The sequence below is a fragment of the Siminovitchia fordii DSM 16014 = CIP 108821 genome, assembly GCF_000374565.1.
Classification (GTDB): domain Bacteria; phylum Bacillota; class Bacilli; order Bacillales; family Bacillaceae_C; genus Siminovitchia; species Siminovitchia fordii.
On record NZ_KB894685.1, the window covers coordinates 157,897 to 173,071 of the forward strand.

Annotated in this window: 15 protein-coding genes and 1 riboswitch; of the genes, 3 read left to right on the forward strand and 12 right to left on the reverse strand. The window is 42.7% G+C overall.

Annotation, left to right across the window (positions count from 1 at the left end; all coding sequences use genetic code 11):
- The first annotated feature begins 39 nt into the window (after positions 1-39).
- Entirely contained in the window at positions 40-663 is a 624-nt protein-coding gene (gene lexA, locus C509_RS0100805; protein WP_018704989.1) for a transcriptional repressor LexA, read from the forward strand.
- Between the two features lie 73 nt (positions 664-736).
- On the opposite strand, the gene C509_RS23145 is transcribed toward lexA, so the two are convergent.
- From C509_RS23145 to C509_RS0100825, 4 genes are all read right to left on the reverse strand, one after another.
- Positions 737-1,831 carry a stage II sporulation protein P gene (locus C509_RS23145; protein WP_051088643.1) on the reverse strand — a complete coding sequence of 365 codons (1,095 nt, stop codon included), beginning with the start codon at positions 1,829-1,831 and terminating at the stop codon, positions 737-739.
- Between the two features lie 111 nt (positions 1,832-1,942).
- Complete coding sequence (locus C509_RS0100815) at positions 1,943-2,293, reverse strand: DUF488 domain-containing protein (protein WP_245542408.1); 351 nt, start codon at positions 2,291-2,293, stop codon at positions 1,943-1,945.
- Between the two features lie 206 nt (positions 2,294-2,499).
- Complete coding sequence (locus tag C509_RS0100820; protein WP_018704992.1) at positions 2,500-4,548, reverse strand: catalase; 2,049 nt, start codon at positions 4,546-4,548, stop codon at positions 2,500-2,502.
- A 148-nt stretch (positions 4,549-4,696) separates the two neighbouring features.
- Positions 4,697-7,105, reverse strand: coding sequence for a M14 family zinc carboxypeptidase (locus C509_RS0100825; RefSeq protein ID WP_018704993.1), 2,409 nt, complete (start codon positions 7,103-7,105; stop codon positions 4,697-4,699).
- A 251-nt stretch (positions 7,106-7,356) separates the two neighbouring features.
- Between C509_RS0100825 and C509_RS0100830 the strand changes: the two genes are divergently transcribed.
- A complete protein-coding gene (locus C509_RS0100830; protein WP_018704994.1) occupies positions 7,357-7,572 on the forward strand; it encodes a KGG domain-containing protein in 216 nt (71 codons plus the stop codon).
- Positions 7,573-7,769: 197 nt separating this feature from the next.
- On the forward strand, positions 7,770-8,270 hold the full coding sequence (locus C509_RS0100835; protein WP_018704995.1) for a ferritin: 501 nt from the start codon (positions 7,770-7,772) through the stop codon (positions 8,268-8,270).
- Between the two features lie 49 nt (positions 8,271-8,319).
- On the opposite strand, the gene C509_RS0100840 is transcribed toward C509_RS0100835, so the two are convergent.
- From C509_RS0100840 to panD, 8 genes are all read right to left on the reverse strand, one after another.
- On the reverse strand, positions 8,320-8,637 hold the full coding sequence (locus C509_RS0100840; protein WP_018704996.1) for an XdhC family protein: 318 nt from the start codon (positions 8,635-8,637) through the stop codon (positions 8,320-8,322).
- Positions 8,634-9,467: an XdhC family protein gene (locus C509_RS0100845; protein WP_018704997.1), complete on the reverse strand. Its 834-nt coding sequence runs from the start codon at positions 9,465-9,467 to the stop codon at positions 8,634-8,636. The genes C509_RS0100840 and C509_RS0100845 overlap by 4 nt, the downstream gene beginning before the upstream one ends.
- A 9-nt stretch (positions 9,468-9,476) precedes the next feature.
- Positions 9,477-11,813: a xanthine dehydrogenase family protein molybdopterin-binding subunit gene (locus C509_RS0100850; RefSeq protein WP_018704998.1), complete on the reverse strand. Its 2,337-nt coding sequence runs from the start codon at positions 11,811-11,813 to the stop codon at positions 9,477-9,479.
- Positions 11,810-12,688, reverse strand: a complete 879-nt coding sequence (locus C509_RS0100855; RefSeq protein ID WP_018704999.1) for an FAD binding domain-containing protein — start codon at positions 12,686-12,688, stop codon at positions 11,810-11,812. Before C509_RS0100855 ends, C509_RS0100850 begins: the two co-directional genes overlap by 4 nt.
- On the reverse strand, positions 12,669-13,286 hold the full coding sequence (locus C509_RS0100860; RefSeq protein ID WP_018705000.1) for a nucleotidyltransferase family protein: 618 nt from the start codon (positions 13,284-13,286) through the stop codon (positions 12,669-12,671). Before C509_RS0100860 ends, C509_RS0100855 begins: the two co-directional genes overlap by 20 nt.
- Positions 13,283-13,768, reverse strand: a complete 486-nt coding sequence (locus C509_RS0100865) for a (2Fe-2S)-binding protein (RefSeq protein WP_018705001.1) — start codon at positions 13,766-13,768, stop codon at positions 13,283-13,285. The genes C509_RS0100860 and C509_RS0100865 overlap by 4 nt, the downstream gene beginning before the upstream one ends.
- A 140-nt stretch (positions 13,769-13,908) precedes the next feature.
- Positions 13,909-14,007, reverse strand: a riboswitch (purine riboswitch).
- 189 nt (positions 14,008-14,196) lie between these two features.
- Positions 14,197-14,643 carry a universal stress protein gene (locus tag C509_RS0100875; RefSeq protein WP_018705002.1) on the reverse strand — a complete coding sequence of 149 codons (447 nt, stop codon included), beginning with the start codon at positions 14,641-14,643 and terminating at the stop codon, positions 14,197-14,199.
- A 111-nt stretch (positions 14,644-14,754) separates the two neighbouring features.
- Positions 14,755-15,138: an aspartate 1-decarboxylase gene (gene panD / locus C509_RS0100880; protein ID WP_018705003.1), complete on the reverse strand. Its 384-nt coding sequence runs from the start codon at positions 15,136-15,138 to the stop codon at positions 14,755-14,757.
- Between the last annotated feature and the right edge of the window lie 37 nt (positions 15,139-15,175).

Sequence of the window (15,175 nt, forward strand, 5' to 3'; positions counted from 1 at the left end):
TATGGATAATTCATAATAGAGATTAAAGGGTGTGAAGCAATGTCCAAGCTTTCAAAAAGGCAAGAAGATATTTTAACCTTCATTAAGGACGAAGTGAAAAAAAAGGGGTATCCTCCTTCCGTGCGTGAAATTGGAAAAGCCGTGGGTTTGGCGTCCAGCTCTACCGTACATGGACATTTAGAAAGACTTGAAAGCAAAGGTCTGATCAGAAGGGATCCGACCAAACCAAGAGCCATAGAAGTCCTGGATCAGGAGAATACGGCTGTATCTGCCAGTAGCGCTGTCAATCTCCCTCTTGTAGGTAAAGTTACCGCTGGAGTCCCTATCTCGGCTGTAGAGAATATCGAGGAATATTTCCCCTTCCCGGAACAATTGATCCCCTCTGACGATCAAGTATTCATTCTTGAAATTATCGGTGAAAGCATGATTGAAGCGGGAATCCTTGATGGAGATTATGTGATTGTCAGACAACAGAATACCGCGAATAACGGCGATATCGTGGTAGCGATGACGGAAGAGAATGAAGCGACTGTCAAAAGATTTTACAAAGAGAACGGATTCTTTAGGCTTCAGCCGGAAAACTCAAATATGGAGCCGATTATCGTACAAAACGTATCCATACTCGGAAAAGTAGTGGGATTATACAGAAGAAACATTCATTAATCCCGGGCCTGAAAAAAGGCTCTTTTTTTGTTTCACTCACATCCTGAACATCCCTGGCTGTAATCGATTTGCGCTATTTATTTACCTCCACTGATTCTCCCCAATAGTAGTCGCTGATAACGTCTGCAAGTGCATCTACTGTCCGATTCAATTCTTCCTCAGTATTATCCACTCCGCCTATTTCAATTAATAAAGAATTCTCGGACAAGTCCTGATTATAGACCCCGTTATTTCCGCCAGCCTTTGTTTTACCAAAAACTCCGCGTGAAAGGCCTGGATACTTTTTCTGAATGGAGTGGTGCAGATTGGTAGCAAATTCTAGATTTTTTTCGTAATTAGGATGAGCTTCACCAACTACAAACAGGCATTTGGCGAATTTTTCCCCATTGACTGTCGTGGTGGTCACCGCCCTTCTAAGAGAGTCTCGATGGATGTCAATGTAATACTGTACCTGTTTGTTTTGTTTCATCGCTTCAACTACTACCTCTCTTGAAGCTGTATAGGACTGCTCGTACCCCATACCTCTTTTTTTAAGGATTCCTTGTATGTCTTTATTATTTACTAATGTTTTGATTCCTTTTTCCTCAAGTTTCTTTCCCAGCCTCTGCCCAAGCAGGGTTACATTTTTTTCTTTATGCCAAGCAAGGTTCGGATTCTTCACTCCGGGAAGCATCGGCAAAAAAGATTCCGTATTATGAGTGGAATAAATAAAGACGGCATGATCCCTTGTTTGTAGTTCCTCCTCAGGTTTTTCTTCCGAGTATTCCTCACCGCCCTCATAAACATCAAAATCAGCAGGCGGCGGAGATTCAATAGGAAGGTTTGTAAAATCGGTCCCTTTACCTGCCACGATGATTTTAGGGGTGGCAGCATTTAGTCCTGGTATTTCACTGATCAAAAAAGATTTCATGTTTCTAAGGTTGATATTTGTGAACAGTTCCAAAGCGTCTTTCCCGAATGAACGTTTATGCCCTTCTGGAAGAACGCTTTTTAAAGCCTGATTTTCCAAAGACATGACGTAAAGAAAAGAATCGGTTCTACTAGGATCATTGCCGATAAAAGACAGTAAACTGATTTTTACACTTGAAAAGGCAATCAAGGAAACTAGACAAAATAGAGCAGTAACGGTTACGAAGAATTTGGCAGCAAGTTTTAGCATTGTTTTCATCCTTTATCTTTTAGCGTGTTTATTCATTTATATGAAAATAATGAGAGACTATGATATAAAAAAATCCATGAACTCTTTCAGAGTCCATGGATTCCTCTTGTATAATTGATACTACCGGCTGCTCTCCAAAATGAATTCTCTGAGAACGACTGCCTGATTATGTCTTTCATCTTTGGCACTGTATAGCAAAGTTACATTTTCAACTTTCAGCCTCTCTTTCAATTCTTTCAACTTCTTGCGGCATTCTTCATTTTCCTCCAAGAAGGATAGATATTGCTTCCTGAACAATGGAAATTTTTCAGGGTCATGCTGAAACCATTTTCTCAGTTCGGCACTTGGAGCAAGCTCTTTCATCCACTCATCGATTCGTGCTCTTTCCTTCGACATTCCCCGCGGCCAAATCCGATCCACCAAAACACGGAACCCGTCATCCGGTGAGGGATTATCATAAATTCTTTTCATTCTGACACTGCCCATAGGAACTCCTTCCAGTAAATCATTTTTGTTCTTGGTATTGTGTGATTTATACTATCATAAGGTATTGTGAGTTGTGTCGTACAATAGTAGAAGATTATTTTAAAATCAGCTTCTTAAGGAATCTTCCTAAAAGGGGCAGCTCCGAACGCGAGAAAGGATGCCAAAAAACAAGTATTGCCACTCAGGAGTTTTTAGTAGGTTTTTCTGTTCCAAAATCGGTGTTCCGAAATGGCCTTTATAAATTCTTCTAAAAATTCGCTTGGTGCATCCCCCATTACAATTCCGGCATTGCTTGGCAGATTCAGGTACTCAATTAGTTCCCTTCCCTGATAGGATGCCCCAATCGGCTTATAATGGATAAACGCTTCATTGATAAAATAAGCAGCGGACTCAAAAAATTGATGGCTGGTGTCTTCTCCACCAACAACGTAGATTGAATCAAATAATACAGAGTCACCAGTAAGGAATGTCTGCGCAACCTCCAGTTCATCCCCGTTTTCGCCTTTTATGAAGCCTTGCTTTTCCCCAACGGTAACAGGATGCGTCCCTATGTTCTTTAAAGCTTCCATGATTACTGGCACGTTTTTATTAAAGCGTTCTCCGACTAAAACGGCAATTTTTCGGGTATCCGGTTTTTTTACTGTGTTCTCTTGGCTTAGCGCTGGCGAGGATTTTTTTACTTTTGGTCCCCGGTTTATAACAGGCTGTTGAACTCCAACGTTTTTAGCTACTCTTTGCGCCAGCTCCAGATCAACATTTGAAAACATATCTACCACTTGCTGTCGAACATTCTTCTCCTTGCACATACCAAGCTCAAAACTGAAAGCCTCAATAATATGCTCCTTTTCCGGCTCGCTCATCGAATTCCAAAACAAAACGGCATGTGAAAAATGATCTTTGAAACTGTCACTTCTCGCCACTACTTTTCGGCCATCGATTTTTTCTTGATAATGTGTGTATCCGCCCTCATCCACGGACGAGAGTGAAGGTGTATTATTTGCAAGAGAATTTTTATGATAGCTGACTCGTCCAACATTGATTGTTTGTCGCCCATAGCCATCCCGTTGATTATTGTGGAAAGGACAAACAGGCCGATTTATTGGCAGCTCAAGAAAATTTGGTCCGCCAAGCCGAATCAACTGAGTATCCGTATAGGAAAACAGCCTTCCCTGAAGAAGAGGATCATTCGTGAAATCGATACCGGGAACAACATTGCCCGGATGGAAGGCAACCTGTTCTGTTTCCGCAAAGACATTGTCAACGTTTCGATTCAATGTCATTTTCCCAATGATTTTTACCGGAACATCTTCTTCAGGCCATATCTTGGTCGGATCCAAAATATCGAAATCGAACACGAATTCGTCTTTTTCGGAAATAATCTGTACACCAAGCTCATATTCCGGATAATCTCCGCATTCAATTGATTCATAGAGGTCCTGCCGATGGAAGTCCGGATTCTTCCCGTTTAATTTTTGTGCTTCATCCCAAACAACAGAATGGACTCCAAGCGTTGGCTTCCAATGGAATTTCACAAAAAATGCTTCTCCATCTTCATTTATAAAGCGGAATGTATGGACTCCAAACCCTTCCATCATCCTAAAGCTTCTGGGAATTGCCCGATCAGACATAGCCCACATGATCATATGCGCCGATTCCTGATTGTTCGCAACAAAATCCCAAAATGTATCATGCGCTGTCGCTGCCTGGGGTATTTCATTATGCGGTTCAGGTTTCACCGCATGGATCAGATCAGGGAACTTGACAGCGTCCTGAATGAAAAAGACAGGGATATTATTTCCAACCAAATCATAATTGCCTTCCTCTGTGTAAAATTTTGTGGCAAAACCCCGGACATCCCGTGCCAGTTCGCCGGATCCACGTGAGCCAACTACTGTTGAAAACCTGACGAAAACCGGCGTTTTGCTCCCAGGTTCCTGCAAAAACTTTGCTTTTGTATATTTCTTCATCGATTCATAAAGTTCAAATTCTCCATGTGCCGCATATCCCCTGGCATGGACTACCCTTTCCGGTATACGCTCATGGTCGAAGTGAGTCATTTTTTCACGGAAGTGAAAATCCTCCATTAGGGTAGGCCCGCGTTCACCGGCCTTCAGAGAGAATTCATCTTCTGAAACTCTCAATCCTTGATTCGTTGTCATCTTTTTTCCTTCATCATGGGCTCGGTAATTCTCCAACTGTTTATCTTTGCTGTCAGCAAGCTCTTTCTTATTACCTCTCATTTTTATTTCTCCTCCCCACATTAAGGCTATATATAGCAACTACCCCACAATCCTTTTATAAAACTAACTATTTTGGTTCACTTTTGATAACGAGTGGATTTTTTCCATGCAAAAACCGGTCCCGTTGAGGACCGGTCGCATTGAATGATTATTCACTGTAAATCGCATTAGACAATAGTCGGAACAAATAGTCTGTATGATCGCGGAAACCTGCTTCCAGCCCGATCATTATGACATCTTTGTTGTTATCCTTGACAATAACAGGCTGGCCTTTTGCTCCTGTACGATTCCGCCAATGACCTGCAACAAAGAAGTCATCTGAGTTTTTGTATCTTGCCAAAACAGTATAACCGTCTGTATTCGTATACCACGCCGGGCGGTAGACAAATCCATAATCGGTTGATTTATATCCTGCCGTCAGCGGGGACGGCTGATAATCAACCAATACAATACCATTGCTGTCCGACCCTCCAGCGCTGACTCCGGCACTTGCCAATCCCATCGACCTTGTTGCCAGCGATGCTCCAGCACCGACAGCAATATATTTTCCGCCACTGTCGACAAATGCGTTCACTTTATCCCTGAACTGCTGAACTTGAGCATTGGATTCCAGTCCAAATTCCTTATTTGCTCCAGTTAAAACAGAGACCATGCTTTGTGATCCGCTGTACACAAATACATCAGTACCCTCGAGTCCATTAACTGCTACTTCTCTAGGAGTCTTTTCCTTAACATTAAAGCCGAGCCGTTCTAATGCCAGTTTGGTTCCCGCGTGAGATTGCATCTTGCCGATTCCTCCATCGCGCAAGATTGTCACCTTCAAATCTTGTATTTGTGCCGCATTTTCAGGTACTGCACCAGATTTAATTGCAATGCCCGATTCTTTTACCAGCTTCTTGATAGTCGGGTTCATTCCGCTTTCAAGATGGAAATCACCGTTATCAGCTCGTTTCACGGTAAATCCGTTTTGAATCAATGAGTTTACAAGCTGTACAGCTTTCACGGACGTATTGGGAATAACATAAGGTCCTTTGCCTATCAACTCGCCATCGTTGTTGACATGTTTGACTTCCTTCGTATGGAGGCTGAAGCTGCTCTTTTCAGGTACCTCAACTGCTTCAAACCCCCATAATTCAGGAAGGTTCCACGCTGAAATGTCGTACATGCTTGGTGTGTCGTTGGAAATATCTTCTCCGTCCCATAGCATGGTATTGGCTAGGCCAGCCTTCGCCTGATCCATTTCAACCAGGTAAGTTCCTTTTGGATAGTTTTTTCCTTCAAAAGTAAACCCCTTTTGCGCTTCAGTTACAACAATGCCGTTAGCGATTAAGTGTTCAACTGCTTTCTTGGTTATGGTCCCATCTATTTCATTCTCCGGAAGGATATAAGCTTTCGGGAAAAATCCTTCTTTATGGTATGGGTGATCGAAGTTGATTCCGCGCTTAAACATTTCGATTTGATCCTTCACCATACCTACTTTATTTTCGCTTGAATATTTTAAAGCACCCATGACTGCATCATAAAGCCACTTTACTCCATCCCAGTCATTTGTCGGGGTTTCAAGTGTATAACCGTAAGAACCATGATACATGGCGTACATCGGTGTGAAAATAGGAGGATAATCATCCCATCCGGACGAGCTGTCACGGATCGGAATCCTGGTACTTGTCATCTTATGATAATCTACTTTTGACACGGCCGTATTTGTATTTTCATATGTATCCTTATTGGCCAAAATTTCCGATTCCATGGCTTCCGCCTGCTTCATTGCCCACTTCAAGAACAGATCATATTGATAGTTCGGATTATGCGGTGGTGTACAAGGTTCAATCAATCCCTGCTTCGTTCCTCCTGACTGTTTAACATATCCGTGGAGATCCAGGAATACCATAGGGTTCCATTCCGTGATCAAATCTACCATCTGTTTGGTTTCAGATTGGGAACCGGTGATAAAATCCCTGTTCAGGTCGATTCCATTTCCATTAAATCGGGTCGCATCAATCCGTCCGTCGGGATTTGCAACTACGTTAAAGACAATGATATGATCCTTTAATATTTGCTTTGTCACATCGTCATTATCATTTGCAAATCTATCTATTAAATGGAGGATGGAGTCCGTGCCAGCAAACTCTGTTCCATGAATAGACCCGTTGATCATGACGGGAATTTTCAAATCAGGATGCTTGTCTATAAAGTCCTGGGCCTTGTCGGGATTTTTAAACATCTGCTTCCGTATGGCTTGGTATTTCCCAAATTTCCCTTTTGCTTGCGGATCGGAAACTGTAACAACGAACATATCGTGGCCATCAGAAGAGACTCCCCGCTTTTCAATTGTGACGCGGTTGCTGCTTTTCGTAACTTCTGTCAATTTCGTCTCTAACTTGGAATATTTGACAAAATTGTAATTCTCACTATTGAAAAGGCTTTCATCCTTTTCGGCAAAATTAGTTTCATATACATTTACGTTGTGCCATTGAAAAGGAGATTCCGCCAATACACCTAAAGGTGCTGAAAGCAAACTGGCAGTAAGGACACCGGCAACCATTTTCTTCTTCATGTGAGCATTTCCCTCCCGTTTTATCAAAATTATCTAACTATTTATATTTTATTATATTTTTTCTTTCTCGGTTATCCGACGAAACTCCCTTTTAAAATGTCGTAGACAGGTACATGATCCTAGAAAAGGCATCATCTTTTTGTGTTTATGATGGAGATAATCGTTAAAATATGTGAAATTTGCAGTTATTCATCATTTAATGTTTCAAATAGAATTGTTTGGGAAAAAAAATAAAGGAGGAGTTTTTCACAATGGCAGACAAAAGAAATAACGATCATAAAATGACAGTGGAAGAAGCGGGACGTAAAGGCGGGGAAGCAACTGCGCGAAACCATGATAAAGAATTCTACCAAGAAATCGGCCGTAAAGGCGGAGAGGCTACTTCAAAGAATCATGATAAAGACTTTTACGAAGATATTGGCCATAAAGGCGGGAAAGCCCGCGCAAAACAACGTGACGATGAATAAATCATGAAAGAGCGCAGATCCAACTGGGGATCTGTGCTTTAGCATGTTGACAGTAAAAAGGAGCAGCCGTCACCCTATTCGTCACTGTTTGTTGTTTACCCCATCCTTTGCAATATGATGGACAAGCTCTCATTTTTCGTGACTATTACCGCTCTTTCGGTTACGATGGCTGTATAATACTTGAAGGAGAGAAGAAAATGTTCAACGAAAAATTGGCGGAAGCATTAAACAAACAAATGAACAATGAATTTTATTCCGCACAGAGCTATATGGCGATGGCTGCTTACTGCGAGCATAACAATTATCTTGGATTTGCCCATTTCTATCTCCAGCAGGCAGAAGAGGAACGCTCCCATGGCATGAAGATATACAAGTATTTGAATGACCGTGGCGTGCATGTGAGATTTTCTGCTTTATCTGAACCGAAGACCGACTATTCTTCAGTTCTGGATACGTTTGAAAGTGCTTTGTGGCAGGAAAAAGAAGTGACGAAAAACATTTATGACTTAACGGATCTAGCTTGGGAATTCAAAGAACATGCTACCATTTCATTCCTTGGATGGTTTTTGGATGAACAGGTTGAAGAAGAAGCGTCCTTTGAAACACACATAGACTACTTGAAGCGTATCGGCAATGATCAAAATGCCCTCTTTGTCTATGAAAATGAATTGAGTAAAAGAAATACCTCAGCTGAATAATAGAACAATGGCCCTGAAGCAGTAACGGCTTCGAGGGCCATTTTTCTTCCTATATCACCGGTTCTATAAATACATCCATTATTCCACCGCAAATGCCACCGTCTTCATACATCAGGCCTTCCGTCAAATCGACCTTATATTGCATTGGCATCCCCTTTTCTATGACAGCGAAGGCCCTTTCAATGACTTCAGCTTCCCCACAGCCGCCTCCAATTGTTCCAAATATTTTACCGTCAGGATAAATAAGCATCTTCGCGCCTGTCTCCCTTGGCGTTGACCCCTTTGTACGAATGATCGTGGCAATCGCTGCCTTGATCCCCTTTTCTCGAATGGACATGACCTTTTCGAATACTTCAAGGGTATTCATTTTTTCACTCTCTCCCTAAACTTCAATTGCGAATAGCTCGGTATTTTTTCTTTTAATGATTTCCCGCTTTTTCTGTTTTTCACTTTTAAAATTTCTGCCATGATGCTGACAGCAATTTCAGCAGGTGTCTGCCCTCCAATATCCAGGCCCACCGGCGAATAAATATTGGTAAAATTATGATCGGTAAATTCATCTTTCAATTGCTCGAAAACCCCGGATATCCGGCGCCGGCTCCCTATCATTCCGATATATGCTGTCCGCCGCTCCTGTTCAATTGCCTCTTCTTTTCTTAATAGTTCTTGCAGACTGACAACATCAAACTTATGTCCTCTTGTAAGCAAGACGATAAATGTATTAGGATTGACGGGAAGGTTTTTAAAAAATTTAACATATGGAGTGCAGATAACTTCATCTGCTGTTGGGAATCTCTCCTTGTTTGCAAACTCGAACCGATCATCAATGACCGTAACATGGAATCCAGTCATTTTCCCTATTTCCACGACAGGCTCAGATACATGACCGGCGCCGGCAACAATAAGACTGGGCGGTTTCGGAAAAACCTCCATATAGCATTCAATCTGACTATGCCGATGTTCAAATTGTACGGCTTTTGTAAGACCTTTTTTAAAAATTGGTATGACCTGATCAAAAATAGCTGTTTGAAGCTCGCTTGAAAGCTCCACATCACCTAAAACGATCCGATCTTTCTGAAGAAGAATTTTCGAACCAATCAATGATTTGTCAGAATGACTTGTAATCGTAACAAGAGCAACATCATCCTGATGTTCCTTGATGGACTGCAAAAGCTTCTCATACATTTGTTTGCTCATCAATATGCATCACCCCGAAACAAGTTCATGTGACTTTGACTCCTGAATCGCCTGGAAAATTTGTTCCGGTTTTGCCGGCAATTTCTTCAGTCTTACACCCACTGCATCATAGATGGCATTCAATATTGCAGGAATGATCGGAATCATGACAACCTCTGCAATCCCTTTTGCTCCAAATGGTCCGGATGATTCCATAGACTCCACTGGGATCGTTTCAATTACTGGGGTTTCCCGAATGGTCGGGATAATATAATCCGTCAGATTCCTCGTTTGGTGATAACCAGCTTTCATGATTACATCCTCATACAATGTATAGCCGATGCCCATGATAGCCCCGCCTTCGGTCTGCCCTTCCAAACCTTGAGGGTTTAAAACCTTTCCTACATCAGGAATAGCGACGACTCTCAATACATCCGTTTCTCCAGTCAATGTATCCACTTCAACCATTACGACATGGGTCATATAACCATATAAATGATGCGGTGCCCCTCCTGAATTTTTCAGTTCCTTTTTTTCTCTTGGAAAGTAAAAATGACCTTCAACACGAGTAGATTGATCCTTTTCCTTCAGCGTTTCATAGATCTCCTTATAAGTAACAGAGCGGTTTTCATTTCCTGCAGCAATCAATCTATTATCACTGACTTCGATTTGTTCTACACCCGTTCCCATTATTTCTGCGGCTGTTTCCACCATCTTGCTAATCATATTCAGGGCTGCCGTGGCAATTGCACGGCCTCCTGTATAGGTTGACCGAGATGCTGAAATTGTTCCGCTATCTAAAGTTTCTCTTGTATCACCTTGTATAACCAGAATATTGTTGATATCACATTTTAAACACTCGGCAGCAACTTGCGCATATACCGTTCCATTTCCAGTCCCGATCTCTTCTATGGCCAAGCCTACTTTGAATCTGCCGTCTTCCATCAATTCAATAGAAGCAGCCCCGTAATCAGGTGTCCGCAGGCCCATCCCGACAGCATGAAAGGAAGTAGCAAGAGCAACGCCTCGTTTTTTCCAGGGTTCGCTTGCCTGTGATTTATAAAGGTCCCGATTGACCCAAAGATCACATTCATTTGCCCTCTCCAAGGTTTCTATGGTACCGACGCTTGATTTGACGACATGGCCCAGACTTGAAACTTCCCCCTGGCGATAGGCATTTTTCTTTCTGATTTCAATTGGATCAAGTCCTGCTTTTTCCGCCAACATGTCAATATGGGTCTCGATTCCGACGCAGACTTGATTGACTCCGAATCCGCGGAATGCGCCGGCAATACCGTTGTTTGTATAAACACAAAAACCTTCCATATCGACATTCGGAATTTTATATGGACCTGCAGCATGTTCAATGGCAAGAGCAATGACCGCTCCCCCCAGAGAGGCGTATGCACCAGTATCAGCCACTGCCCGGACTTTATGGGCCACTATCGTTCCATCTTTTTTAGCACCGGTTTTAACTGTAACTTTAAATGGGTGTCGCTTAATGCCTGCAATAACTGATTCTTCACGTGTCAAATGTAGCTTTACAGGTCTTCCATTCGTATTTAAAGCCAACAGTGCCAAATAAATCTGAACGGTGATTTCATCTTTTCCGCCAAAACCCCCGCCATTAGGACTAGAGTGGATGTGAATACGTTCCGGATTAAGCGCAAGCGCCCGCGCAATCTGAAGCTTATCGCGATGCCCGTATTGGCCTGGACATTGAATGGTTAAAGAGCCGTCTTTCTCGACTTTCCCCCACCCTCCTTCCGTTTCAAGAAATGCATGCATTTGCCGAGGAGAGTAGTACGTATTTTCGAAGATAAAATCCGCTTCTTCAAAGCCTTTGGCGGTATCACCGTTTTTGATCACGACATGGCTATGGACATTTCCATCTGGATGTAGCTGCGGAGCCCCCTGCACCATGGCACTCTCAGCATCTGTCACAGCTTCAAGTGGCTCGTAATCCACTTGAATCAATTTAATTGCTTCTTCTGCAGCCTCAAGTGTCTCTGCGGCCACTAGAGCAACAGCATCTCCAGTGCATCGGACGATATCTTCACATAATACCGGCTGATCAGGTGTGACTATGCCGAATCCGTTAAAACCGGGAACATCTTCATGAGTTAACACACAAACTACATCCGGATAGGCCTCTGCTTCAGATGTATCTATTGATCTGATTTTAGCATACGGATATTTGGAACGGAGGACTTTCCCCCAAACCATGTCCGGATAATGATAATCCGTCATATATTTCTGTTCTCCAGTCACCTTTTCAGGACCGTCAATTCTTTTAACCTTTTTTCCAACCCATTTTAATTCTTCATCAGTGTTGGATTTTTTAACTTCTTCCATTTGTTGGCTCATCTTTCATCCCACCTTTTCATCAGCCGATAAAGTCCCCGTGCCATTAAAGAGCTGGTCATGCTTCTTCTGTATTTCGCCGTCGCTCTTGCATCGGTGATCGGCATGACCTCTTTCCAGGCAATATCCGCAATATCTTTAATGGTATCGTTAGTCAGCGGTCCGAGACGAAGCATCCTTTCACACTTAACTGCCCGGATTATCGTCGGTCCGACAGATCCAAAAGCAATTTTCCCTTCAAGACACTCACGCGGTCCATCGCCCATTTTTAACGAGATGGCCATATTGACGATCGAAATGGACTGCGCTTTTCTGGGGCCCAACTTTTCAAATATTCCAATTTCATTTTCCGCCTGCGGTCGAATCACAATATTGGTAATCATTTCGCCGGGTTGCTGAACGGTTTTTCCGGGTCCATTAAAAAAATCAATGATTGGGACGACTCTTTTACCCCCTATGGAACTAAGTTCAATCTGCGCATCAAGTACAAAAAGCGGAGGTATTGTATCACCTGCCGGCGATGCTGTGCCCAAGTTTCCGCCGATAGTCCCCATATTCTGGATCTGGATACCGCCGACTTCGTTTGAAGCGGACGCCAATACATCGGCTTTTTTCCACAAAAGCTCAGATTGGATAATATCAGTATGTGTAGTCAGCGGCCCTAAATGGATTCCGTCACTCTCCTCACGGATGTACCGGAGCGAATCTATCCTCTTTATGTTAATCCAGGTTTCAGGCCTTCTAATGTCATCTTTCATCTGCACGACGGCATCCGTGCCGCCGGCTATCAAACGGAAAGTCTTCTCCTTGTCACTTAAATAATAAAGGCACTCTTCCACTGATTTCGGAGTAACCATATCAATCTCGGATACTTTCATTTGGAGCCTCCTGTCGCTTGTTAAAATAATCTCCCGGTTTATTAAAATTCAAAAGAACGGAGGGGTCTTCTACATCCAGATAAGCAATTTGCTGTTCAAATTTGTGGATAATGCTTCTCAGTCCCATTGTCTCCTCTTTTATGAGCTGCAGTTCTGTTTTAAGGGACCCGTGGAATAGAATCGGATGCCCCCTCCTTTTTTCATACATCGGAATGACAACTGCTGCTCCGCTCTCTTTGAGATGCTTCGTCATTTTTTTCAAAACACCTGAAGGGACTGGCTGATCTACTGCAGAAATAAGGATACCTTCCGCATCTCCTTGAAAGCTCGAAATCCCCATTCGGATGGATGAGCTTTTTCCCTCCTTATAACTTTCATTGATCACTTTTTTCACATCATAACCTGAAATGTTTTTTTGAACCCGCTCTGCCTGGTAACCGAGTACTATCACAATTTCATTGATTTTCGCCTGTTTCATTTGTTCAATCTGGTATTGAATCAGAGTCCTTCCTTTCCATGGAAGCAGGGCTTTTAATTGTCCCATGCGGCTGGAGAGACCCGCGGCAAGCAAGATAGCTGCTGTTTTAAATTCACTCAATTTGACATTTCCTGCAATGACTGCTTTTGGGCTGCGGTCTGTACAGCTTTTATGATCTTCGTGTATCCTGTGCACCGGCAAAGGTTTCCACTTAAAGCTTTCATAACCTCATCCTCTGTAGGTACATGATGAATGCTGTCCAAAAACGATCTCGCCATGACGATGAATCCTGGAGTACAGTATCCGCATTGGGTGGCTCCTTCAGCGCAGAAAGCCTGTTGGATCGGGTCCATGTTTGTTGCCTGCCCAATCCCCTCTACCGTGACAACGTTTTCATTTTCAATTTGCCCTACCAGCATGAGACAAGAGCAGATGGCTTTATCATTTACAAGGACAGTACATGAACCGCACTCTCCTTTTCCGCAGCACTCCTTGCTTCCGGTCAATTCGAGTTCATCACGCAAGATGTCAAGCAGCGGGACACTTGGCGGGCAAGTGACTGAGGCATCCTTTCCGTTGATCTTGAATTTGATTGTTTTCAAGAAATCGACCTCCATACAGTTTTTTGTATAGAGCCATTTTCGTCAAGGTTGTGATGGTGTGGGATTTGGAAGGGACCATGAAATGAGGTCAAAACTTGTAAAGCAGGAAATAAAAAAAGCTACAAAAAGGAGCCTTCAAAAATAAGAAAGCGCCTTTTCGTAGCTAAGGTTTACGGTTTCCCTGTAGAGACCCCCACACCAAACAGCGGGGTTATACGAAAATGGCCTATGTAAAAAATCAGCCTAAACTATGATTTCGCCTTAATTATATATGCGCAATAATTTCCTGTCAATGCATAATTTTCTAAATATGATGATATTAAATATTCTGTCTATATAATACTTCACGGAATGAAAAATGGAACGACCCTTGCTAGTAGAAGCTAGGGTCGCCTCAGATGTCTTGCTCTATCCTATGGAATACCTTTCTATTCCTTTTCGGTTCTTACTACGAGCACATCACAGTGGGCATGGCGCGTAATATGCTCCGATACACTTCCCAAGAACATTCTTTCGACGGCATTGATTCCTGTTGCTCCGCAAATGATCAAGTCCGCATTGGCTTTTTTTGCTGCATGTTTAGTAATAACTGTTTTCGCAGAGCCTTCTTCAACTATTGTCTTCACTTTTTCAATCCCTTGTTCCTTCGCCTGCTGAGCATATCTTTCCAGAAGTTCTTGGGCCTGACTTACTGCCTTCTTTGTAAAATTCACATCATACATTTCAATTCCGCGGTAATGGCTTGTATCCACCACATGAACAAGGTTCAACGTGGCGCTGTTCCGTTTCGCTACCTCAATCCCTTTTTTGAAAGCCCATTCTGCCGGCTCAGAGCCATCGACTGCAACAAGTATGTGATGATAAAATGAATTCATATGTAGACCCCCTCTTTTATTTGATTCACTTCTATTAAACTATCTAAATGAACTTAAATCCAGAAATATATGGGAAAGAAGGATTTTTTGACGTTGAGTGATCACATTCCATCATATTACCGTATTTGCGGGTTCAGCCGGCAAGATTTCTAGAATACGATTATTTTCATCCATAATGGCTACTTTCGGCTGATGAGAAGCGACTTTTTCTTCCGGAACAAGAACATAGGAAATAACGATCACTATATCTCCCTTCTGTACAAGGCGGGCTGCAGCCCCGTTTAGGCAGATGACACCACTCCCCCTTTCCCCCGGAATGATATAGGTCTCAAAGCGCGCACCATTGTTATTGTTGACTATCTGAACTTTTTCATTTGCCGTCATGCCTACTTCATCTAATATATCCGCGTCAATTGTTATACTGCCCACGTAATTTAAATCGGACTCCGTCACACGGGCGCGGTGTATTTTTCCATTCATCATCGTTCTGTACATGATCATTCCTCCTGTTGTTATAAGCGGTTACTTACAT

Bases quoted from the DNA above. Each gene is read 5' to 3' on its own strand.
- lexA (WP_018704989.1), top strand. From the start codon at position 40: ATGTCCAAGCTTTCAAAAAGGCAAGAAGATATTTTAACCTTCATTAAG.
- C509_RS23145 (WP_051088643.1), bottom strand. From the start codon at position 1,831: ATGAAAACAATGCTAAAACTTGCTGCCAAATTCTTCGTAACCGTTACT.
- C509_RS0100815 (WP_245542408.1), bottom strand. From the start codon at position 2,293: ATGAAAAGAATTTATGATAATCCCTCACCGGATGACGGGTTCCGTGTT.
- C509_RS0100820 (WP_018704992.1), bottom strand. From the start codon at position 4,548: ATGAGAGGTAATAAGAAAGAGCTTGCTGACAGCAAAGATAAACAGTTG.
- C509_RS0100825 (WP_018704993.1), bottom strand. From the start codon at position 7,105: ATGAAGAAGAAAATGGTTGCCGGTGTCCTTACTGCCAGTTTGCTTTCA.
- C509_RS0100830 (WP_018704994.1), top strand. From the start codon at position 7,357: ATGGCAGACAAAAGAAATAACGATCATAAAATGACAGTGGAAGAAGCG.
- C509_RS0100835 (WP_018704995.1), top strand. From the start codon at position 7,770: ATGTTCAACGAAAAATTGGCGGAAGCATTAAACAAACAAATGAACAAT.
- C509_RS0100840 (WP_018704996.1), bottom strand. From the start codon at position 8,637: ATGAATACCCTTGAAGTATTCGAAAAGGTCATGTCCATTCGAGAAAAG.
- C509_RS0100845 (WP_018704997.1), bottom strand. From the start codon at position 9,467: ATGAGCAAACAAATGTATGAGAAGCTTTTGCAGTCCATCAAGGAACAT.
- C509_RS0100850 (WP_018704998.1), bottom strand. From the start codon at position 11,813: ATGAGCCAACAAATGGAAGAAGTTAAAAAATCCAACACTGATGAAGAA.
- C509_RS0100855 (WP_018704999.1), bottom strand. From the start codon at position 12,688: ATGAAAGTATCCGAGATTGATATGGTTACTCCGAAATCAGTGGAAGAG.
- C509_RS0100875 (WP_018705002.1), bottom strand. From the start codon at position 14,643: ATGAATTCATTTTATCATCACATACTTGTTGCAGTCGATGGCTCTGAG.
- panD (WP_018705003.1), bottom strand. From the start codon at position 15,138: ATGTACAGAACGATGATGAATGGAAAAATACACCGCGCCCGTGTGACG.